General features: G+C 41.4%; 21 protein-coding genes. 19 read left to right on the top strand and 2 right to left on the bottom strand.

Going from position 1 to position 20052, the window contains the following annotated elements; genetic code table 11:
- Positions 1–4: 4 nt before the first annotated feature.
- The 15 genes from ACYQY7_RS02350 to spo0A all read left to right on the top strand — a co-directional run bounded on the left by ACYQY7_RS02350 (position 5) and on the right by spo0A (position 14477).
- The gene (locus ACYQY7_RS02350) at positions 5–568 is read left to right on the top strand and encodes a SpoIIIAH-like family protein (protein WP_461200541.1); all 564 of its coding nucleotides are present in this window, start codon (positions 5–7) and stop codon (positions 566–568) included.
- A 189-nt stretch (positions 569–757) separates the two neighbouring features.
- A complete protein-coding gene (accB, locus tag ACYQY7_RS02345; protein ID WP_461200540.1) occupies positions 758–1255 on the top strand; it encodes an acetyl-CoA carboxylase biotin carboxyl carrier protein in 498 nt (165 codons plus the stop codon).
- 13 nt (positions 1256–1268) lie between these two features.
- On the top strand, positions 1269–2621 hold the full coding sequence (gene accC, locus ACYQY7_RS02340) for an acetyl-CoA carboxylase biotin carboxylase subunit (protein WP_461200539.1): 1353 nt from the start codon (positions 1269–1271) through the stop codon (positions 2619–2621).
- A 30-nt stretch (positions 2622–2651) separates the two neighbouring features.
- Positions 2652–3047: an Asp23/Gls24 family envelope stress response protein gene (locus ACYQY7_RS02335; protein WP_461200538.1), complete on the top strand. Its 396-nt coding sequence runs from the start codon at positions 2652–2654 to the stop codon at positions 3045–3047.
- Between the two features lie 120 nt (positions 3048–3167).
- Positions 3168–3554 (top strand): transcription antitermination factor NusB, encoded by a 387-nt coding sequence (gene nusB, locus ACYQY7_RS02330; RefSeq protein ID WP_461200537.1) that lies wholly within the window; start codon positions 3168–3170, stop codon positions 3552–3554.
- A 23-nt stretch (positions 3555–3577) separates the two neighbouring features.
- Positions 3578–4429 (top strand): bifunctional methylenetetrahydrofolate dehydrogenase/methenyltetrahydrofolate cyclohydrolase FolD, encoded by an 852-nt coding sequence (folD, locus tag ACYQY7_RS02325; protein ID WP_461200536.1) that lies wholly within the window; start codon positions 3578–3580, stop codon positions 4427–4429.
- Positions 4430–4443: 14 nt separating this feature from the next.
- Positions 4444–5793 (top strand): exodeoxyribonuclease VII large subunit, encoded by a 1350-nt coding sequence (xseA, locus tag ACYQY7_RS02320; protein WP_461200535.1) that lies wholly within the window; start codon positions 4444–4446, stop codon positions 5791–5793.
- A complete protein-coding gene (locus ACYQY7_RS02315) occupies positions 5790–6002 on the top strand; it encodes an exodeoxyribonuclease VII small subunit (RefSeq protein WP_032100006.1) in 213 nt (70 codons plus the stop codon). Before xseA ends, ACYQY7_RS02315 begins: the two co-directional genes overlap by 4 nt.
- Positions 6003–6005: 3 nt before the next feature.
- A complete protein-coding gene (locus ACYQY7_RS02310) occupies positions 6006–6884 on the top strand; it encodes a polyprenyl synthetase family protein (protein ID WP_461200534.1) in 879 nt (292 codons plus the stop codon).
- Between the two features lie 172 nt (positions 6885–7056).
- The gene (dxs, locus tag ACYQY7_RS02305; RefSeq protein WP_461200533.1) at positions 7057–8949 is read left to right on the top strand and encodes a 1-deoxy-D-xylulose-5-phosphate synthase; all 1893 of its coding nucleotides are present in this window, start codon (positions 7057–7059) and stop codon (positions 8947–8949) included.
- 3 nt (positions 8950–8952) lie between these two features.
- Positions 8953–9795 carry a TlyA family RNA methyltransferase gene (locus ACYQY7_RS02300; protein WP_461200532.1) on the top strand — a complete coding sequence of 281 codons (843 nt, stop codon included), beginning with the start codon at positions 8953–8955 and terminating at the stop codon, positions 9793–9795.
- Between the two features lie 93 nt (positions 9796–9888).
- The gene (gene ahrC, locus ACYQY7_RS02295) at positions 9889–10338 is read left to right on the top strand and encodes a transcriptional regulator AhrC/ArgR (RefSeq protein WP_032100003.1); all 450 of its coding nucleotides are present in this window, start codon (positions 9889–9891) and stop codon (positions 10336–10338) included.
- A gap of 18 nt (positions 10339–10356) precedes the next feature.
- Positions 10357–12087 carry a DNA repair protein RecN gene (recN, locus tag ACYQY7_RS02290; RefSeq protein WP_461200531.1) on the top strand — a complete coding sequence of 577 codons (1731 nt, stop codon included), beginning with the start codon at positions 10357–10359 and terminating at the stop codon, positions 12085–12087.
- Positions 12088–12200: 113 nt separating this feature from the next.
- Entirely contained in the window at positions 12201–13481 is a 1281-nt protein-coding gene (gene spoIVB, locus ACYQY7_RS02285) for a SpoIVB peptidase (protein ID WP_461200529.1), read from the top strand.
- A gap of 216 nt (positions 13482–13697) precedes the next feature.
- Positions 13698–14477, top strand: a complete 780-nt coding sequence (gene spo0A / locus ACYQY7_RS02280) for a sporulation transcription factor Spo0A (RefSeq protein ID WP_461200528.1) — start codon at positions 13698–13700, stop codon at positions 14475–14477.
- A gap of 17 nt (positions 14478–14494) precedes the next feature.
- Here spo0A and ACYQY7_RS02275 read toward each other — a convergent pair whose 3' ends face one another.
- Complete coding sequence (locus tag ACYQY7_RS02275) at positions 14495–14641, bottom strand: YycC family protein (protein WP_461200527.1); 147 nt, start codon at positions 14639–14641, stop codon at positions 14495–14497.
- Positions 14642–14696: 55 nt separating this feature from the next.
- Here ACYQY7_RS02275 and ACYQY7_RS02270 point away from each other — a divergent pair, with 55 nt between their 5' ends.
- Positions 14697–15431: a glycerophosphodiester phosphodiesterase gene (locus tag ACYQY7_RS02270; protein ID WP_461200526.1), complete on the top strand. Its 735-nt coding sequence runs from the start codon at positions 14697–14699 to the stop codon at positions 15429–15431.
- Here ACYQY7_RS02270 and ACYQY7_RS02265 read toward each other — a convergent pair.
- A complete protein-coding gene (locus ACYQY7_RS02265; RefSeq protein ID WP_461200525.1) occupies positions 15423–15674 on the bottom strand; it encodes a DUF2627 domain-containing protein in 252 nt (83 codons plus the stop codon). The genes ACYQY7_RS02270 and ACYQY7_RS02265 overlap by 9 nt on opposite strands.
- A 124-nt stretch (positions 15675–15798) precedes the next feature.
- Between ACYQY7_RS02265 and ACYQY7_RS02260 the strand changes: the two genes are divergently transcribed.
- From ACYQY7_RS02260 to bcd, 3 genes are all read left to right on the top strand, one after another.
- Positions 15799–17865: a sigma 54-interacting transcriptional regulator gene (locus ACYQY7_RS02260; RefSeq protein ID WP_461200524.1), complete on the top strand. Its 2067-nt coding sequence runs from the start codon at positions 15799–15801 to the stop codon at positions 17863–17865.
- 126 nt (positions 17866–17991) lie between these two features.
- The gene (yqiS, locus tag ACYQY7_RS02255) at positions 17992–18894 is read left to right on the top strand and encodes a phosphate butyryltransferase (protein WP_461200523.1); all 903 of its coding nucleotides are present in this window, start codon (positions 17992–17994) and stop codon (positions 18892–18894) included.
- A gap of 16 nt (positions 18895–18910) precedes the next feature.
- Positions 18911–20014 carry a branched-chain amino acid dehydrogenase gene (bcd, locus tag ACYQY7_RS02250; RefSeq protein WP_012574611.1) on the top strand — a complete coding sequence of 368 codons (1104 nt, stop codon included), beginning with the start codon at positions 18911–18913 and terminating at the stop codon, positions 20012–20014.
- Positions 20015–20052 lie beyond the last annotated feature (38 nt).

Below are 20052 nucleotides of genomic sequence, written 5' to 3'. Positions count from 1 at the left end.
ACATATGTTGAAAAAGCAAACCGTTTGGTTATTAACAATGTTTAGTTTAGTTATCGTTTTATCGGTATATTATGTAACAAGTCCTCAACTTACAGAACAAGTCGCGTTTGAGCAAAAAGAAGAAATGAAAGGTGGAAAAGATTTGAAACCGACGGATGAAGCGATGAAAGAGGAAAGTGCAAATGGAGAAGAAATTACAGTTGAACAAATGAATACAGGAAGCGACGATTTATTTACAGCACTTCGACTCGAAATTGAAGATGAGCGAAGCAAGTTACGTCAAGAATTGAATGCCATTGTCGCTTCCAATAACGTATCTGCCGAAGAGAAAAGTAAAGCGATTGACCAGTTGCAACAGCTTTCCAATATGGCAGAAAAAGAAGCGGTGTTAGAAACGTTAATTAAATCGAAAGGATATGACGATGCCCTTGTTCGCGTTCACGAAAATCAAGTGCATATTACAGTAAAAGCAAAAGAACATTCGAAAAAAGCAGCAAATGAAATTATCCAACTCGTTCAAAGTGAACTTGGACGCGTGCAAGATGTTGCTGTCCGTTTCCAAAAATAACCGGTAATCCGGTTATTTTTTTCGGTTGAAAACAAATTTTATAATACTATATAATAATAATTGTTTTTATGACCAGATATAAATTTTCTAACATTTTCTTATCATTTTATTGAATAATGGAAAAGGTGTGTCGTATCATGGTATTGTATAATCTTTTTCTACAAATGATGGGGCGAGGGGTGTAAGTCAATGTTGAAAATCCAAGAAATTCGCGAATTAATCAGATTAGTGAACGAATCAAACATTGTCGAGTTTGTATATGAACACGACGGATCAAAAGTTAAAATGAAAAAAGCTGGAGCAGCTGAACAAGTTGTTGCTGCACCAAAAGTGGACGTGCCGCAAATGGCTGTCGCTCAACAACAAACACCGATGGCACAAGCTGTTGAAAAGGTAGAAGTGAAAGAAGAAGCAAAGCCGGAAAAGCAAGTTGTTGCAACAGAAAACTTACATACGATTACATCGCCGATGGTCGGTACGTTTTATGCAGCGCCATCACCAGATGCTGCCCCGTACGTAAAAGTTGGCGATAAAGTGAAAAAAGATACGATTGTATGTATTGTTGAGGCAATGAAATTATTTAACGAAATTGAAGCGGAAGTTGATGGGGAAATTGTGGAAGTACTCGTGAAAAATGGTCAGCTTGTTGAATATGGACAACCTTTATTCCTTGTGAAGACTGAATAAAGGAGCGATCGTGATGATAAAAAAATTGTTAATTGCCAATCGCGGGGAAATTGCTGTTCGGATTATTCGGGCGTGCAAAGAGCTTGGTATCGAGACGGTCGCTGTATTTTCTGAAGCGGATCGGGAAGCGCTTCATGTTCAATTAGCAGACGAAGCATATTGTATCGGTCCAAAAACGTCTAAAGATAGCTACTTAAATTTTACAAATATCATGAGCGTCGCGACGTTAACTCAATGTGATGCTATTCATCCGGGCTACGGGTTTTTAGCTGAAAATGCTGATTTTGCTGAACTGTGCCGAGAATGTAACGTTACGTTTGTCGGACCAAGCCCGGAAGCGATTACAAAAATGGGAACAAAGGATGTTGCGCGTGAAACGATGAGGGAAGCTGGGGTGCCGATCGTTCCAGGTTCGCAAGGAGTTATTGAAAGCATCGATGAAGCGATTGCGCTAGCGAATGAAATCGGGTATCCTGTTATTATTAAGGCAACTGCAGGTGGTGGTGGAAAAGGCATTCGTGTCGCTCGAAATGAGCAAGAGCTCATTAAAGGAATTGCGATCACGCAACAAGAAGCTGCAACAGCGTTTGGAAATCCAGGGGTATATATTGAAAAATACATTGAAGATTTTCGACATGTGGAAATTCAAGTGCTAGCAGATTCATATGGAAACGTCATTCACCTTGGAGAGCGCGATTGTACGATTCAACGTCGTTTACAAAAACTGTTAGAAGAAACACCATCTCCTGTACTTGATGAAGAAATGCGTCAAAAAATGGGAGAAGCAGCTGTCAAAGCAGCGCAAGCAGTTCAATATACTGGGGCAGGGACAGTTGAATTTATTTACGACTATCGAAATCGCCAGTTTTATTTTATGGAGATGAACACGCGTATTCAAGTCGAGCATCCAGTAACGGAAATGGTGACAGGCGTAGACTTAATTAAAGAGCAAATTCGCGTCGCATCCGGTGAGAAATTAACGTTGAAACAAGAGGACGTCACTTTTAATGGTTGGTCTATTGAATGCCGAATCAATGCGGAAAATCCTGCAAAAAACTTTATGCCATCGGCAGGGAAAATACAAATGTATTTGCCGCCAGGTGGATTTGGGGTGCGAGTGGATTCCGCCGCTTATCCAGGCTATACGATTCCGCCATATTATGATTCAATGATCGCCAAACTCATCGTTCATGCACCGACGCGTGAAGAAGCAATTGCGCGCATGAAACGCGCCTTAAGTGAATTTGTCATTGAAGGAGTGCATACGACCATTCCGTTTCATTTGAAATTGCTTGAACATGAAAAATTTGTCGAAGGAAACTTTAATACAAAGTTTTTAGAAACATACGATGTAATGAACTCTTAATAATATTAATAATAAAGGAGGGGATTCGTTATGTCTGAACATGTACTAGAAATGGAAAATGGACATAACAGTTTAGGTAAAGTAGAAATTGCACCAGAAGTCATTGAAGTCATCGCAGGTATTGCCGCTTCTGAAATTGAAGGGGTAGCGCAAATGCGCGGCAACTTTGCGGCTGGTGTCGTTGAGCGGTTAGGTAAAAAAAATCACGGCAAAGGCGTGAAAGTTGACTTAACGGATCGAGGTATTGTCATTGATATTTATTGTGTCATGAATTTCGGTGTATCTATTCCAATTGTTTCACAAAAAATTCAAGAAAACGTCCGCCAAGCATTATTAACGATGACAGGATTAGAGACAGCTGAAGTGAACGTTCATGTTGTGGGGGTTCAATTTGAATCGTCCAAAGTAGAGGCGGAAGTCGAGTAAAGAAAAAGGGCAATCTCGTTCATGGGATCGCCCTTTTTCAATGTGTGAGTGTTTTCTTTCGTCGAAATATGGTATGATCATGATATAATTTTCGACAATATGATAGAAAGGGTTTTGGTCATGAAACGGCATACAGCAAGAGAAAAAGCGTTACAAGCGTTGTTTCAAATTGACGTAGGAGGTATTGAACCACACGAAGCGGTTGCCAACGTCATTGAAGAAGAAACAGATCCGTTTATGGAGATGCTTGTTTTTGGCGTAGTCAAGCACCAAAAAGAAATCGATGATTTATTGCGCCAACATTTAGAGAAATGGACGTTAGAGCGTGTCGCAAACGTCGATCGTTCCATTTTGCGCATGGCTGTATTCGAAATGAAATATATGGATGAAATTCCGTTAAGTGTGAGTATGGACGAGGCTATTGAATTAGCCAAAGTATTTGGTGACGAAAAATCAAGTCGCTTTATTAACGGCGTACTTGCAAAAATAAAAGAAACATTGTCTTAAACGAATAAGGGGGAGAAAGGTTTATGACAGCGCAAATCATTAACGGTTTTGAACTAGCAAAAGAAAAACGAGCACAATTAGCGAAAGAAGTCGAGCAGTTAAAACAAGAAGGTATTTTTCCATCACTAGCGGTTATTCTTGTTGGAGATCATCCTGCTTCACAATCATACGTGAAAGCGAAGCAAAAAGCATGTGAAGAAATTGGGATTCGTTCGGTTTTGCTGACTTTTCCAAGCGACATATCCGAGTCGTTTTTGCTAGAGCAAATTGCTCGTCTAAATGAAGACCGCTCAGTACACGGCATTTTAGTTCAATTGCCGCTACCGCCGCAAATTAATGAATTACATGTAATTGAAGCGATCGCGCCAGAAAAAGATGTCGATGGTTTCCATCCGGTTAATATTGGACGAATGATGACGGGACAACAAACATTTTTACCTTGTACACCGTACGGTATTTTATATATGGTTCAATCTTTGCAAGTTGATATTGCAGGAAAACATGTCGTTGTCATTGGACGTAGTAACATTGTCGGTAAACCAGTTGGTCAACTGTTTTTACGTGAACATGCGACGGTCACGTATTGTCATTCACGTACAAACGATTTAGAAGCGATCACACGCCAAGCAGATATTTTAATCGTTGCGGTCGGAAAGCCGAAGCTTATTACGTCACAATATGTGAAAGAAGGAGCAATTGTGATCGACGTCGGCGTTAATCGATTAGAAAACGGAAAGTTGTGCGGAGATGTCGATTTTGACGATGTGAAAGAAGTAGCAAGCTACATCACCCCTGTGCCAAAAGGTGTCGGACCTATGACGATTACGATGTTGTTGCACAATACCGTACAAGCAGCACGTGAACAACATAAATAAGCGAGGTTATTTTTGTGACAGACATGAGGTATGTAACTGTTGCGGCGTTAACAAAGTACATTAAGCGAAAATTTGAAGTCGATCCCCATTTGCAAGATTTATGGATTAAAGGGGAAATTTCAAACTTTACATATCATTCTCGTGGACATATGTACTTTACTTTAAAAGATGAGCAAGCCCGCATTCAAGCGGTTATGTTTGCAGGATATAATCGTCAGCTTACATTTAATCCCGAAAATGGAATGACCGTACTTGTACGCGGCGAAATTTCCGTATACGAGCCGAGTGGGACGTATCAAGTGTATGTCAAAGAGATGCAGCCGAATGGGATCGGCGCCCTTTACTTAGCGTATGAGCAATTAAAAAAGAAACTGGAACAAGAAGGGCTATTTGCAAAAGAGCATAAAAAGCCGATTCCAAAATTTCCACAACATATCGGGGTTGTGACATCGCCAACCGGGGCAGCGATTCGCGATATTTTAACGACGATTCGCCGCCGCTATCCGCTAGCAAAAGTCATTTTATTTCCGACGCTCGTTCAAGGGGAACAAGCTCCGTTATCGATCGTTCAATCGATTCAAAAAGCGAATGACATGGGATATATCGATGTGCTCATTGTCGGACGCGGTGGTGGCTCGATTGAAGAGCTTTGGGCGTTTAATGAAGAAATTGTGGCGCGGGCAATTTTTGATTCGCGCGTTCCGATTATTTCTGCTGTCGGGCATGAAACGGATTACACGATTGCTGATTTTGTTGCCGACTTGCGTGCACCGACACCGACGGGGGCAGCAGAGCTTGCTGTGCCGCATATCGCTGATTTGCTTTCGCGTGTATCGGACCAACAAGCTCGCCTCATTCGAGCGATGAAAGAGCGAATGAACGCGGAACAAAAACGGTTGCAATCGTTACGTTCATCGTATGCGTTTCGCTACCCAAAGCGACTTTATGAGCAAAAAGAACAGCAACTCGATATGCTTGTTGATCGATTGCAACGGCAAATGAACGATATGTTAAAACAACAAAAAAACAAGCTCCGGCAACTACAGCTGACGTTATTGACCCACCATCCGCAATCACGAATCGAAAAAGCGACTGACCGTGTTCGTACGTTAGAACAAACAATCATTCGCAACATGAGCGATGTGATCAAACAAAAGAAATGGTCGCTTGCAACAACGATGGCGAAGCTCGATGCGCTTAGCCCATTGAAAATTATGGAACGAGGATATAGTCTTGTATACGATGAGCAAAACAAGCTCATTAAGACAGTAAAACAACTGCAAGAAGGGGATCGCGTTCATATCCGTTTTCAAGATGGACGTGCACATTGCATTGTTTCGAATATTGAGGAGGAAGAAGTATGACGTTTGAAGAAGCGATGAGCAAACTTGAAGACATTGTGCAAAAGTTAGAAGAGGGGGACGTTCCGCTTGAGGAAGCGATTCACTTTTTCCAAGAGGGGATGAAATTGTCGAAGTTTTGTCACGACAAACTACAGCAAGTTGAAAAACAAATGGAATTTATTTTACGAGAAGATGGGCAGCTTGAACCGTTTACGGTGCAGGAGGAATAAACGTTGAACACGGAATTAGTATTGCGACAATATAAAGAGCAAATTGAACAGCAGCTCCCCATATACATTGAGTCGTTGCGGGCACCTGAGACGATTAAAGAAGCGATGTCATATTCGTTGCAAGCAGGTGGCAAACGCATCCGTCCACTTTTATTGCTTGCAACGTTACATGCGTTTCGTAAACACATTGACATCGGCATGTCTGTTGCCTGTGCGCTTGAAATGATTCATACGTATTCACTTATTCATGATGATTTGCCAAGTATGGATAACGATGATTTACGGCGTGGTAAACCGACAAATCATAAAGTATTTGGTGAAGCCAATGCTATTTTAGCAGGCGACGCGCTACTGACATACGCTTTTCAAGTTGTAGCAGATGACGAAGCCATTTCATCTGACGTAAAAGTTCGTCTTATTTCGGAATTAGCGAAAGCAGCTGGACCGGAAGGAATGGTCGGCGGACAAGTAGCTGACCTTGAAGGAGAAGGAAAAACAATTAGTTTGCAGCAACTAGAATACATTCACCGCCATAAAACGGGAAAGTTGTTGCAATACAGCGTTCGGGCAGGTGCAATATTAGGAGAAGCAACGGAACGACAATTAACATTGTTAACAGCATTTGCCGACCATCTCGGTTTAGCGTTTCAAATTCGTGATGACATTTTAGACGTTGAAGGGGACGAACAAAAAATCGGAAAAAAAGTGGGAAGCGACATCGAAAATGATAAATCGACGTATCCTGCTCTTTTGACGCTTGATGGGGCAAAAAGGAAACTTCGCGATCATATGAAAGAGGCGCGTACACTTCTTTATGAAGTCGGGGTGGACGCATCGCTACTACATTATATTTGTGATATCGTCGAAACGCGCGATCATTAATAGCATTGAGGAAATAAGCAACATGTGGTATAGTGGAAAAGAAATGTTAGCCGTTCACACGTTTGTGTAAGCGGCTCTTTTTTGCGTACAATGATGTTTATCTGTATAATTAAAAATACATAAAACTGCATGATATCGATTGTTTTAGCTTACATGAAAGAGAGTGATCGCGTTGGATGTTACAGCGATTCAAAACCCAAAATTTTTAAAACAAATGTCAACTGAACAGCTCGTTCAATTGAGCGAGCAAATTCGACAATTTTTAATCGAAAAATTATCAAAAACAGGTGGACATATTGGCCCGAATCTCGGGGTCGTCGAATTGACAATTGCGCTTCATAAAGCGTTCGATAGCCCGAAAGATAAACTCATTTGGGATGTTGGGCATCAATCGTACGTGCATAAAATTTTAACCGGTCGTGCAAATCAGTTTGATACGTTGCGACAATATAAGGGGTTATGTGGTTTTCCAAAGCGGAGTGAAAGTGAACACGACGTATGGGAAACGGGGCATAGCTCGACGTCGTTATCTGCCGCAATGGGCATGGCGATTGCGCGCGACTTAAAAGGAACGGACGAATATATTGTTCCGATTATTGGGGACGGTGCACTCACCGGTGGAATGGCGCTAGAAGCGTTAAATCATATCGGACATGAGAAAAAAGATATCATCGTCATTTTAAACGATAACGAAATGTCGATTGCTCCAAACGTCGGTGCGCTTCACAACGTGCTTGGGCGACTACGGACAGCAGGAAAATATCATTGGGTAAAAGATGAATTAGAAATGTTGTTAAAGAAAATTCCAGCTGTCGGCGGAAAGCTTGCTGCAACGGCGGAACGAGTGAAAGATAGCATCAAGTATTTGCTTGTGTCAGGCGTGTTTTTTGAAGAGTTAGGCTTTACGTACTTTGGGCCGGTAGATGGCCATAACTTTGAAGATTTATTTGAAAACTTACATTATGCAAAAAAGACGAAAGGACCGGTCCTTGTTCATGTTATAACGAAGAAAGGAAAAGGATACCATCCTGCAGAAAGCGACAAAGTAGGAACGTGGCACGGAACAGGACCGTATAAAATTGAAACGGGTGATTTCATCCAATCAAAGCAGTCTGCTCCTTCTTGGAGCGCGCTCGTTAGCGAAACGGTGCGTAAATTAGCGCGCAAAGATCCTCGCATTGTTGCCATTACACCAGCCATGCCGGTTGGATCAAAATTAGAAGGGTTTGCAAGTGAATTTCCTGACCGTATGTATGACGTCGGTATCGCTGAACAACATGCTACGACGATGGCAGCTGGTTTAGCAACGCAAGGAATGAAACCTTTTTTAGCTATTTATTCAACTTTTTTACAACGAGCGTACGACCAAGTGGTTCACGATATTTGTCGCCAAAACTTAAACGTGTTTTTTGGTATTGACCGCGCAGGTCTCGTTGGTGCGGACGGTGAAACGCATCAAGGGGTATTTGATATCGCCTTTTTACGCCATATCCCAAACATCGTATTAATGATGCCAAAAGATGAAAATGAAGGGCAACATATGGTATATACAGCTATTCAATACGATGACGGACCGATTGCGATGCGTTTTCCGCGCGGCAACGGTCTCGGTGTGCCGATGGATAAACAATTAAAAAACATTCCGATTGGCACATGGGAAGTGTTGCGTGAAGGAACAGACGCTGCCATTTTAACGTTTGGTACGACGATTCCGATGGCGCTTCAAGCAGCTGAACGTCTTGCAAATGAGGGCATTTCTGTACAAGTCGTCAACGCTCGTTTTATTAAGCCGCTTGATGAATCGATGTTGCATACGTTACTACAACAAAACATGCCGTTACTTACGATTGAAGAAGCGGTGCTTCAAGGTGGATTTGGCAGCGCAGTGCTTGAATTTGCTCATGATCATGGGTACTATGGAGCGATCATTGACCGAATGGGCATACCGGATCGTTTTATTGAACATGGCGGTGTGTCGCAACTTCTTGAAGAAATTGGCTTGACAACAGAACATGTGATGGAACGGATTTATTTATTGACTCCGAAAAAAAGAAAAAGGGCATGAGAGATGAAAGGAAAGAAAGAACGTTTAGATGTACTACTTGTTGAACGTGGGTTGGTCGAAACGCGCGAAAAGGCGAAGCGGACGATTATGGCTGGTCTTGTTTATTCGAACGAAATGCGGCTTGACAAGCCGGGGGAAAAAGTGCCGATTGACATTCCGCTTACGGTGAAAGGAAATGCGTTACCGTATGTAAGTCGCGGAGGACTAAAACTTGAAAAAGCGTTGCAAGTATTCTCGCTTGAAGTAAGAGATAAGATTATGGTTGATATTGGTGCATCAACGGGCGGATTTACAGATTGTGCGTTGCAAAACGGGGTGAAATTGTCATACGCTCTTGATGTTGGCTACAACCAATTGGCATGGAAACTGCGCCAAGATGAGCGTGTTGTCGTCATGGAGCGGACAAACTTTCGTTATGTGACACCGAGTGATTTTCAGCACGGTTTGCCGAATTTTGCAACAATCGACGTGTCATTTATTTCGTTAAAGTTAATTTTCCCCGTCTTGAAAACGATTTTAGTTCCGCATAGCGATGTCGTTGCGTTAGTCAAACCACAGTTCGAAGCGGGGAAAGAGCTTGTTGGAAAAAAAGGAATCGTTCGTGATGCGCGCGTTCATGTACATGTGCTTGAAACGATTACAGCATTTGCTCAACAAGAAGGGTACGATATTATTGGGCTAACTCACTCGCCGATTACAGGCGGTGACGGAAATATTGAATTTTTACTTCATTTGCGTTGGGAAGGGAAAGAAATGGGGGAAAATCGTTTGAACGTTTCCCAAGAAGAAGTAGTTGCTAGAGCACATGACGAGTTAAAAGATAATAAGGAGCATGTGGGGGAATAACGTTCGGTTATTCCCTCTTGTTTGCTTGTCTATCGTTCGGTAACATAGAAGTATAAATATGCATATGTGATACACACGAAAGAGGTGTTTTCGTTGAATAAAGGACAACGTCATATTAAAATTCGTGAAATTATTTCAAACCATGATATTGAAACACAAGATGAACTTGTTGATATGTTGCGCAAAGAAGGTTTTAACGTCACACAAGCAACGGTGTCTCGCGACATTAAAGAACTACATTTAGTGAAAGTGCCAATGATCGATGGGCGATATAAATATAGCCTACCTGCGGACCAACGATTCAATCCGCTGCAAAAATTGAAGCGAGCACTTATGGATGCGTTTGTAAAAATTGACGGAGCGGGTCATTTGCTTGTTATGAAGACGTTGCCGGGCAATGCCCATGCTATCGGGGTACTACTTGACCATTTAGAGTGGGATGAAATTGTTGGAACGATTTGCGGAGATGATACATGTTTAATTATTTGCCGCACGCCAGAAGATACAGAAGTTATTTCAAAACGATTGTTGGACATGCTGTAATAAAGGTGTGAGTGGAACATGTTAGCGGAGTTATCTATTAAAAATTTTGCCATTATTGAATCGCTTTCGCTTTCGTTTGAAAAAGGGCTCACCGTTTTAACAGGGGAAACGGGAGCGGGAAAATCGATTATTATCGATGCCATTCATTTACTAATTGGCGGACGCGGTTCGGCAGAATTTGTTCGGTATGGAGAAGCAAAAGCAGAAATTGAAGGTCTTTTTTTGCTTGAACAAGACGATCACCCATGTTACAGCAAATGTGCCGAACTCGGAATCGATATAAGCGATGGCATGATCGTGCTCCGTCGAGAACTAACGATAAACGGAAAAAGCGTCTGTCGTGTGAACGGAAAATTAGTCACGATTGCAACGTTGCGTGAAATTGGCTCTACGCTCGTTGATATCCACGGACAACATGAGCATCAAGAGTTGCTCGATGAGAGTAAACACTTACACTTATTGGACGAATATGGGGGAGATCGTATTCGCGACGCATTGGAAGAATACGGATCGTTATATGCCACATACGAACGGGTCAAGCGTCAACTGCAAAAGTTAAATGAAAACGAGCAGCAAATGGCGCATCGTTTAGATTTGTTAACTTTTCAGCTTGATGAAATTCAAAAAGCAGAGTTACAAATAGATGAAGATGAACGACTAATGGAAGAGCGCCGAAAAATCGTCAACTTTCAAAAAATATACGAAGCGTTACAAAGTAGCTATGAGGCGCTCTACGGGGAACAACGTGGACTTGACTGGATTGGACTAGCAATGAATCATTTAGATCATGTTAGCGGGATTGATTCATCCGTTAAACAAGCTCAAGAGATCGTATCGAATTGTTACTATTTGTTAGAAGAAGTTGCTCACCAGCTACGCGAACAGTTAGATCAGTTGGAATATGATCCGCTTCGGCTTGATGAAATTGAAAGCCGCTTAAATGAAATTAATCATTTGAAACGAAAATATGGCCAAACGGTACGTGACATTTTAGAGTATGCGGCGAAAGTGGAAGAAGAAATTGAAACCATTCAACACCGCGATGATCATATTCATAAATTACAGACTGAACTTCAATCCATTACCGCTGATTTATTAGTTGAAGCGAAACATATAAGCGAATTGCGAATGCAATATGCAAAGCAACTCATCGATGACATTCATCAAGAACTAAAAGATTTATACATGGAAAAAACGACGTTTGATGTCGTCTTTCGAAAACGGCAAGGATCATATGACGATCCGCTACTCGATGGAACGCCTGTTAAGTTGCAAGCAAATGGAATGGATGAAGTCGAATTTTTCATTTCGACAAACCCAGGGGAGCCGTTAAAACCGCTTGTAAAAGTTGCATCAGGTGGAGAATTGTCGCGCATGATGCTTGCTTTAAAAAGCATTTTCTCCAAACATCAAGGCGTCACTTCCATCATTTTTGATGAGGTTGATACGGGTGTAAGTGGGCGTGTTGCTCAAGCGATTGCAGAAAAAATTTATCGCGTCGCACGTCACTCACAAGTACTATGCATTTCGCATTTGCCACAAGTGGCAGCGATGGCGGATACGCATTTATTTATTGCAAAAGAAACGATGGACGGACGGACGAAAACAACCGTTGAAGCGTTAAATGAAGAAGAAAAAATTAACGAAATAAGCCGCATGATTTCTGGGGTAGAAATTACAGAACTAACAAAACAGCATGCACATGAGTTATTGCAATTGGCAGCAAAAATGAAAAACGAAACAGTATAAATCCTAACATTGGCATTGTTTTTTCATTTCATTCGGTTATATTTCACTCGTTTCAGGCAACATTAAATAGTGTAGGATTCGGTGTGTACGTAGGAACGAGGAGAGTGAAGACTTTGGATTTTGACAAATTAAGAAAAGGAATAGGTGCATTTCTCCTTGTTTCTTTTATCGTTCTAAGTATGGCAAAACCATTCCAAAAATATGTAAACATTCCGAAACAAATTGTGTTATTTCAAGGACAAACGGCTCATGTTCCTGTATTTGGTTCTGCCCAAACGACAACGACGACAAACGCTGTTTCTGTTCAGCAAAAAGAAAAGTTAGCGATTAGCGGTGAACATGTCGGGGAAAGCGATGTTATTTTACAAATGGCAGGATTCCCCATGAAACAAGTAAACGTAAAGGTATTACCAGATTTTAAAGTTGTTCCTGGCGGTCAATCGATTGGAGTCAAGTTAAATACGGTTGGAGTTCTTGTTGTCGGTCACCATTTAGTCGAGACGGAACAAGGGAAACAATCTCCAGGTGAAACGGCCGGCATCCAAGTGGGGGATGCGATTACTCACATTAACGGACAAAAAATCAAAAAAATGACAGATGTTTCTTCATTCATTGAAGAGGCGGGAAAAACGGGTAAACCTTTACGATTAACCGTTGCTCGTGATCGTCATACATTTGAAACGACACTCACTCCGTTAAAAGATAAGCACGATCAGGCGTATCGTATCGGATTATACATTCGCGATTCAGCAGCAGGAATTGGGACGATGACGTTTTTTGATCCAAAATCAAATATATATGGTGCCCTCGGACATGTCATTTCCGATATGGATACGAGAAAGCCAATTGTCGTTCGTGATGGGACGATTGTTAAATCGACAGTAACGGCTATTGATAAAGGAAGAAATGGAAGCCCTGGCGAGAAATTAGCTAGATTTTCAAGTGATAAACAAGTCATTGGTGACATTAAAACGAACAGTCCATTCGGTATTTTTGGTAAGCTTTCACAACCGATTCAAAACGGTATTTTTGATCAGCCGATGCCAATTGCCTTATCGACAGATGTAAAAAAAGGACCAGCAAAAATATTGACGGTTGTCGAACAAGATCGTGTTGAGGCGTTTGATGTTGAAATCGTTAGTGTGACACCGCAAAAATTCCCTGCTACAAAAGGAATGGTTATTAAAGTGACCGACCGACGCTTATTAGAAAAAACGGGTGGGATTGTTCAAGGAATGAGCGGAAGCCCGATTATTCAAGATGGAAAACTTGTCGGAGCTGTCACACACGTATTTGTCAACGATCCGACATCTGGCTACGGTGTACACATTGAATGGATGCTGCATGAGGCTGGAATTAACATTTATGACCGAAGCGAACAAAAAGCGAGCTAATATTAGCTTGCTTTTTGTTTTCTCACACAATTTGTCATATTTTATCATGACATGACATAAAAATGTAGTGTAAAATGAAAGAAACAGCATGTACGAATGTTTTATGAAAAATATAAATTATTTGACTAATTTTGTGAAAGAAAAAGGATTTTTGTCCATCGCGTCGAATTAAGTGTGTATGTGACAAAAGATATTGCTTTAGGGAGGAAGGATTTCGTGAGTACAATAAAAGTGTGTATTGTAGATGATAATCGTGAATTAGTGCATTTGCTTGAAGAATACATTACAAGCCAAGAAGATATGGAAGTCGTTGGCGTTGCATATAATGGGCAAGACTGCTTGCAATTGTTGCGTGATCATGATCCAGATGTTCTCGTCCTCGACATTATTATGCCCCATTTAGACGGCTTGGCTGTATTAGAAAAGTTACGTATGTTCAAACAACCGTTGCCAAACGTCATTATGTTAACAGCGTTTGGACAAGAAGATGTGACGAAAAAAGCAGTTGAACTCGGCGCTTCTTACTTTATTTTAAAACCGTTTGACATTGATCATTTAGTGAATCAAATTCGCCACGTATGCGGGAAAAAGCCAGCCGTATTAAAGCGACCGCTTCTTGCGCCAATTCGTGATGGAAAACCAAAAAATTTAGATGCAAGCATTACGAACATTATTCACGAAATCGGTGTTCCCGCACACATCAAAGGATATTTATATTTGCGTGAAGCGATTGCGATGGTATACAACGATGTCGAGCTGCTCGGATCAATTACAAAAGTGCTTTATCCAGATATTGCTAAAAAGTATAATACAACAGCTAGTCGTGTTGAGCGAGCGATTCGCCATGCGATTGAAGTGGCATGGAGTCGCGGCAATTTAGAATCTATCTCATCTTTATTTGGCCATACGGTCAGCATGTCAAAAGCAAAGCCGACAAACTCAGAATTTATCGCGATGGTTGCAGATCGGTTAAGACTTGAACATAAAGCAAGTTAAAAAAGGTAGTCGGGCGACTACCCTTTTTGTTGCTCGTTTTTTTCGACTTCAAGCAATTTTTGGACTAATATGTGCTGAGGCATGTGCATAATTTGTTCTAGCGGCACGTTCAATGCTTTAGCGAGCTTTTGAGCTGTTTCTAACGAAATGTTTAGCGGTCGCATACATTCAACTCCTTTCATATGTTAAGTATAAAATGTTTTTAAAGGTGGGGAAAGAATGACACATATTTTTGCTCATCGTGGTTCAGCCGGGACACATCCGGAAAATACAATGGCATCGTTTATAGAGGCAGCACGTGTTCATGCGGACGGCATTGAACTTGATGTACAACTTTCAAAAGACGGTGTTGTTGTCGTCATTCATGATGAAACGGTCAATCGGACGACAGATGGAACAGGATGGGTAGGGCAAATGACGTATCGACAATTGCGAAAATTAAACGCTAATTATAAATTTAAACAATACGGATTTTGTCCGATTCCATCGCTCCACGAAGTACTGGAGTGGGCGCAAAACACGTCGTTACTCATCAATATTGAGCTGAAAAACAATCTCGTGCCTTATGAACGATTAGAGGAAAAAACGATTGAACTCGTTGAACAATATAATTTAGCGTCACGCGTCATTTTTTCATCGTTTAACCACGAAAGTATGGCAACATGTCACAAATTGGCTCCCCATATTGAGACAGCGCTACTATATATGGAAAAGTTACACCGACCTTGGAGCTATGCCCACACTTTACAGTCATTAGCGCTTCATCCGTATCATCCGACGGTCGATCGATCGTTTGTCGAAGCGGCTCATGCCAATCAATTGCTCGTCCGCCCTTTTACAATCAATAAAGAAGAACAGATGAAAACGATGTTTGGATATGAAGTGGACGGAATTTTTACAGATTTTCCTGAAAAAGCAAAAAACATACGTGAAAAAACGCTTCGATCATTTTGAATCGGAGCGTTTTTTTTGAAAGCGAGGTTGTACTTTATTTCGTTTTCGATCGCGATGAAAAATAAATCCTGCAATAAAGCCAAGACCGATGAGAAAACAAAATAAACCGAGTAAAAACTGAATGGCAAGTGAAGGAATTGGTGTGTGCAAAATACCAAATACAGTATCTCTCATCCATTTAATTCCTAACGCTGCAATAAATCCAGGAATAAGTAAGATGAGTAGGGCGATCATTCGCTGCATAAAACAAAACCCTTTCCATTTGTTCTGTTTTCATCATAAATGTTTTTGTTTATTTGTCAAGAAGAGAAAAAAACGGTATGATGAAAGCGTCTGCAAAAAATTGCAAACGAATAGGTGATGGGAAATGAAAAAAGTATTAATTGTTGGGGCAGGTAAAGGTGGAAGCGCGCTATTAAAAATGTTCCATGAAACAAAACTAATGGATGTTGTAGCAATTGTGGATCGAAACGAAGATGCACCAGGGATAAAGGCTGCACGTGACATGGGTATTCAAACGAGCAACCATTGGAAAGATGTGTTAACGGACGATATTGACGTCATTGTTGAAGTAACGGGGGACGACGAAGTGTTTGCTACGTTGCGTAAAGCAAGCGCTGCGCATACGGTTGTCATTCCTGGTGATATCGCTTATATCATGGCACAACTTGTCGAAGAAAAAGAACAACTTATTGCTACGTTAAAAACAGCGACAACAAAACACGATTTAATTTTCAACTCTACGCATGACGGAATGATCGTCATTGACGAACGTGGTTTCGTGACACATATGAATCCAAGTGCAGAGAAGATGATTAAAAAAAAAAGAAAGGAAGTAATAGGATCACACATTTTACACGTCATTCCAGCCAGCGGATTACCACGTGTATTACATACAAGAGCAGTTGAGTTAAATCAAGAATTAATATTAGAAAACGGAAAAAAAATGATTACAACTCGCATTCCGTTAATGGACGAAAACGGAAAACTATTTGGTGCTTTTGCGGTATTTAAAGATATTACAGAGGTTGTTCATTTGGCGGAAGAAGTAACAAATTTGAAAGAAATTCGCACGATGTTAGAAGCGATTATTCACTCTTCCGAAGAAGCGATCTCCGTTGTTGATGAATATGGCAACGGCATTTTAATTAACCCAGCGTATACAAAGCTAACAGGCTTATCTGAAGAAGAAGTGATCGGCAAACCAGCGACAGCGGATATTTCAGAAGGGGAAAGCATGCATATGAAAGTGTTAAAAACGCGACGCCCAGTCAGAGGTGTACGCATGAAAGTTGGTCCGAAAAAGCGCGATGTTGTTGTGAATGTTGCGCCAATTATCGTCGACGGCATGTTAAAAGGAAGTGTCGGTGTCATTCATGATGTATCAGAAATTGAACAGTTGACTTCTGAGTTGCAACGCGCCCGCCAAATTATTCGTACATTAGAGGCAAAATACTCATTTGATGATATTGTCGGCACATCAGAAGAGATGATGTTAGCGATTGAACAAGCAAAATTAGCGGCGAAAACACCTGCAACGATTTTGCTTCGCGGGGAGTCGGGAACAGGGAAAGAACTGTTTGCCCACGCCATTCATAATGCGAGTGATCGAAAATACCATAAATTCGTTCGCGTCAATTGCGCTGCCATTTCCGAGTCGCTACTTGAAAGTGAATTATTTGGTTATGAAGAAGGGGCGTTTTCTGGTGCAAGACGCGGAGGGAAAAAAGGATTATTTGAAGAAGCGAACAACGGAAGTATTTTTTTAGATGAAATTGGGGAGTTATCAGCCAATATGCAGGCAAAACTTTTGCGAGTGTTGCAAGAAAAAGAAATTGTGCGCGTCGGTGGTACAAAGCCAATTCCGATTAATGTACGTGTCATTGCTGCAACAAACGTTCACCTTGAAAAAGCGATTGCCGATGGAACATTTCGTGAAGACTTATATTATCGGTTAAATCGCATGCCGATTTACATTCCGCCTTTACGTGCTCGAAAACAAGATATTCCAGCTTTATGTGAACGGCTCATACAAAAACTAAATCAAGATTACGGGCGTAATGTAGAAGGTATTGCAGATGATGCACTAGCTTATTTACTGTCGTACGATTGGCCTGGGAACGTACGGGAGCTAGAAAATGTGTTAGGAAGAGCGATGATTTTTATGAAATATAATGAAGTCATTATTGAGCGTAAACATATTTCGTTATTGCACAAACCGAAAGAACAAGAACAACTTTCATCCCCTGAATTATCCCATGTTCATCAACCGTTGGCGGTGCTCATGGAACAATATGAAGCCAAAGTGATTGCGAGCGTTTTACAATCATGTCAAGGGAATAAAACGGCAGCTGCCAAACAGCTCGGCATTTCCATTCGAAATTTATATTACAAGCTTGAAAAGTATGGACTTGACAAAAAAAGCATGCAATAATGTTCATAGTGTGCAAAAAAATGCAATAAAAAATAGATAAAATAAAGCGTTTTCAATATTAAAAAGTTGGCACACTTTTTGCAAGAATAAAAAGTGACGAAAAAACAAAGGGGTTGAGCAGATGAGATGAAGCTACAATCGTTGATCACCAAAGCAACCCAATTTCCTGAGGCAACTGTAGCTGTTGCAGCGGCCGAAGATGAAGAAGTATTAAGAGCGGTCGCACAAGCATTACAAGCAGGATTCGGGCGATTTATTTTATATGGCGATGAATCCATTTTATCGCGTCTTGTTCCCGAATATGTTCAAGACGAAAATCGCGATGCCATCCGCATCGTCCATGCTGCGACAAACGAAGAAGCAGCCCACATGGCTGTGAAAGCGGTGCATGAGAAAGAAGCGAGCGTCTTAATGAAGGGGAACGTGCCGACAGCGACCATTTTAAAAGCGGTGTTAAATAAAGAATATGGGCTGCGCACAGGTCGTGTTTTATCGCATGTTGCTGTATTTGATGTGCCACATTATGAACGGCCCATTCTCGTTACTGACGCAGCGATGAACATTGCACCTGATTTGCAACAAAAAACAGAAATTATTATGAACGCCGTACAAGTGGCAAAAGCAATTGGTATCCATACGCCAAAAGTCGCACCACTCGCCGCCGTTGAAGTTGTCAATCCAGCAATGCCGGCAACGATTGATGCAGCAGCGTTGTCGCTTATGAATCAACGCGGACAGTTGAAAGATTGCATCGTCGATGGACCGCTCGCTTTAGATAATGCCATTTCCATTGAATCTGCCGAACATAAAGGCATTCAAAGTTCGGTGGCAGGACATGCTGACATTTTAGTTGTACCGAACATTGAAGCGGGAAATGTGTTATATAAATCGCTCGTATACTTTGCCCGCGCGCCAGTAGGAGCGATTATTGCCGGAGCGAGAGCACCAATTGTATTAACATCTCGCGCAGATTCCGCAGAAAGCAAATTATATTCACTAGCACTAGCTATTTGTGCAACGAACAAATAACAAGGGGGAACGAAAGATGGAGATTTTTAAATATATGGAGCAATACGACTATGAGCAATTAGTATTTTGCCAAGATAAAGAATCAGGATTAAAAGCAATCATTGCTATTCATGATACAACGCTTGGACCAGCGTTAGGTGGCACGCGTATGTGGATGTATGAATCAGAAGATGCAGCCATTGAAGATGCACTTCGTTTAGCGCGTGGCATGACATATAAAAACGCTGCAGCGGGATTAAATCTTGGCGGTGGAAAAGCGGTCATCATTGGCGATCCACGGAAAGATAAAAATGAAGCGATGTTTAGAGCGTTTGGTCGCTTTATTCAAGGATTAAACGGTCGCTACATTACAGCAGAAGACGTCGGTACAACGGTTGCGGATATGGACATTATTTACGAAGAAACAGATTATGTCACAGGTATTTCACCAGCGTTCGGTTCATCCGGAAATCCTTCTCCGGTTACTGCTTACGGCGTGTATCGTGGCATGAAAGCAGCAGCAAAAGAGGCGTTTGGCAGCGATTCGCTTGAAGGAAAAGTCATTGCGGTACAAGGTGTCGGCAACGTGGCGTACAATTTATGCCGTCATCTTCATGAAGAAGGTGCAAAGCTCATTGTTACAGATATTAATAAAGAAGCGGTACAACGTGTTGTCGAAGAATTTGGAGCACAAGCAGTAGATCCGAACGACATTTATAGCGTACAATGCGATATTTTTGCTCCTTGTGCGCTTGGAGGCATTATTAATGATCAAACGATTCCGCAGTTAAAAGCAAAAGTCATTGCTGGTGCTGCCAACAACCAATTGCGCGAAGCAAGACATGGAGACATCATTCATGAAATGGGCATCGTTTATGCGCCAGACTATGTCATTAATGCCGGTGGCGTTATTAACGTAGCCGATGAGTTATATGGATATAATCGTGAACGTGCGATGAAAAAAGTTGAGCAAATTTACAACAATATTGAAAAAGTCATCGAAATTGCGAAGCGTGATGGCATTCCGACATATCAAGCAGCAGACCGTCTAGCTGAAGAACGTATTGCAAAAATGCGTCAATCACGTAGCCAATTTTTACAAAACGGTCAGCACATTTTAAGCCGTCGCCGCACGCGCTAAATAAAAGAAGCGAGGACGTTCGTTCTCGCTTCGTCGAT

It is taken from the genome of Anoxybacillus sp. TBDG-1 (assembly GCF_054815885.1).
The sequence above is the reverse complement of the archived record's forward strand: the minus strand, read 5'-3'. Positions and strand labels throughout refer to the sequence as shown.

What these genes read in the sequence shown, in the direction of transcription:
- ACYQY7_RS02350 (WP_461200541.1), top strand. Translation starts at nt 5, where the DNA reads ATGTTGAAAAAGCAAACCGTTTGGTTATTAACAATGTTTAGTTTAGTT.
- accB (WP_461200540.1), top strand. Translation starts at nt 758, where the DNA reads ATGTTGAAAATCCAAGAAATTCGCGAATTAATCAGATTAGTGAACGAA.
- accC (WP_461200539.1), top strand. Translation starts at nt 1,269, where the DNA reads ATGATAAAAAAATTGTTAATTGCCAATCGCGGGGAAATTGCTGTTCGG.
- ACYQY7_RS02335 (WP_461200538.1), top strand. Translation starts at nt 2,652, where the DNA reads ATGTCTGAACATGTACTAGAAATGGAAAATGGACATAACAGTTTAGGT.
- nusB (WP_461200537.1), top strand. Translation starts at nt 3,168, where the DNA reads ATGAAACGGCATACAGCAAGAGAAAAAGCGTTACAAGCGTTGTTTCAA.
- folD (WP_461200536.1), top strand. Translation starts at nt 3,578, where the DNA reads ATGACAGCGCAAATCATTAACGGTTTTGAACTAGCAAAAGAAAAACGA.
- ACYQY7_RS02315 (WP_032100006.1), top strand. Translation starts at nt 5,790, where the DNA reads ATGACGTTTGAAGAAGCGATGAGCAAACTTGAAGACATTGTGCAAAAG.
- ACYQY7_RS02300 (WP_461200532.1), top strand. Translation starts at nt 8,953, where the DNA reads ATGAAAGGAAAGAAAGAACGTTTAGATGTACTACTTGTTGAACGTGGG.
- recN (WP_461200531.1), top strand. Translation starts at nt 10,357, where the DNA reads ATGTTAGCGGAGTTATCTATTAAAAATTTTGCCATTATTGAATCGCTT.
- ACYQY7_RS02275 (WP_461200527.1), bottom strand. Translation starts at nt 14,641, where the DNA reads ATGCGACCGCTAAACATTTCGTTAGAAACAGCTCAAAAGCTCGCTAAA.
- ACYQY7_RS02270 (WP_461200526.1), top strand. Translation starts at nt 14,697, where the DNA reads ATGACACATATTTTTGCTCATCGTGGTTCAGCCGGGACACATCCGGAA.
- ACYQY7_RS02265 (WP_461200525.1), bottom strand. Translation starts at nt 15,674, where the DNA reads ATGCAGCGAATGATCGCCCTACTCATCTTACTTATTCCTGGATTTATT.
- ACYQY7_RS02260 (WP_461200524.1), top strand. Translation starts at nt 15,799, where the DNA reads ATGAAAAAAGTATTAATTGTTGGGGCAGGTAAAGGTGGAAGCGCGCTA.
- yqiS (WP_461200523.1), top strand. Translation starts at nt 17,992, where the DNA reads ATGAAGCTACAATCGTTGATCACCAAAGCAACCCAATTTCCTGAGGCA.
- bcd (WP_012574611.1), top strand. Translation starts at nt 18,911, where the DNA reads ATGGAGATTTTTAAATATATGGAGCAATACGACTATGAGCAATTAGTA.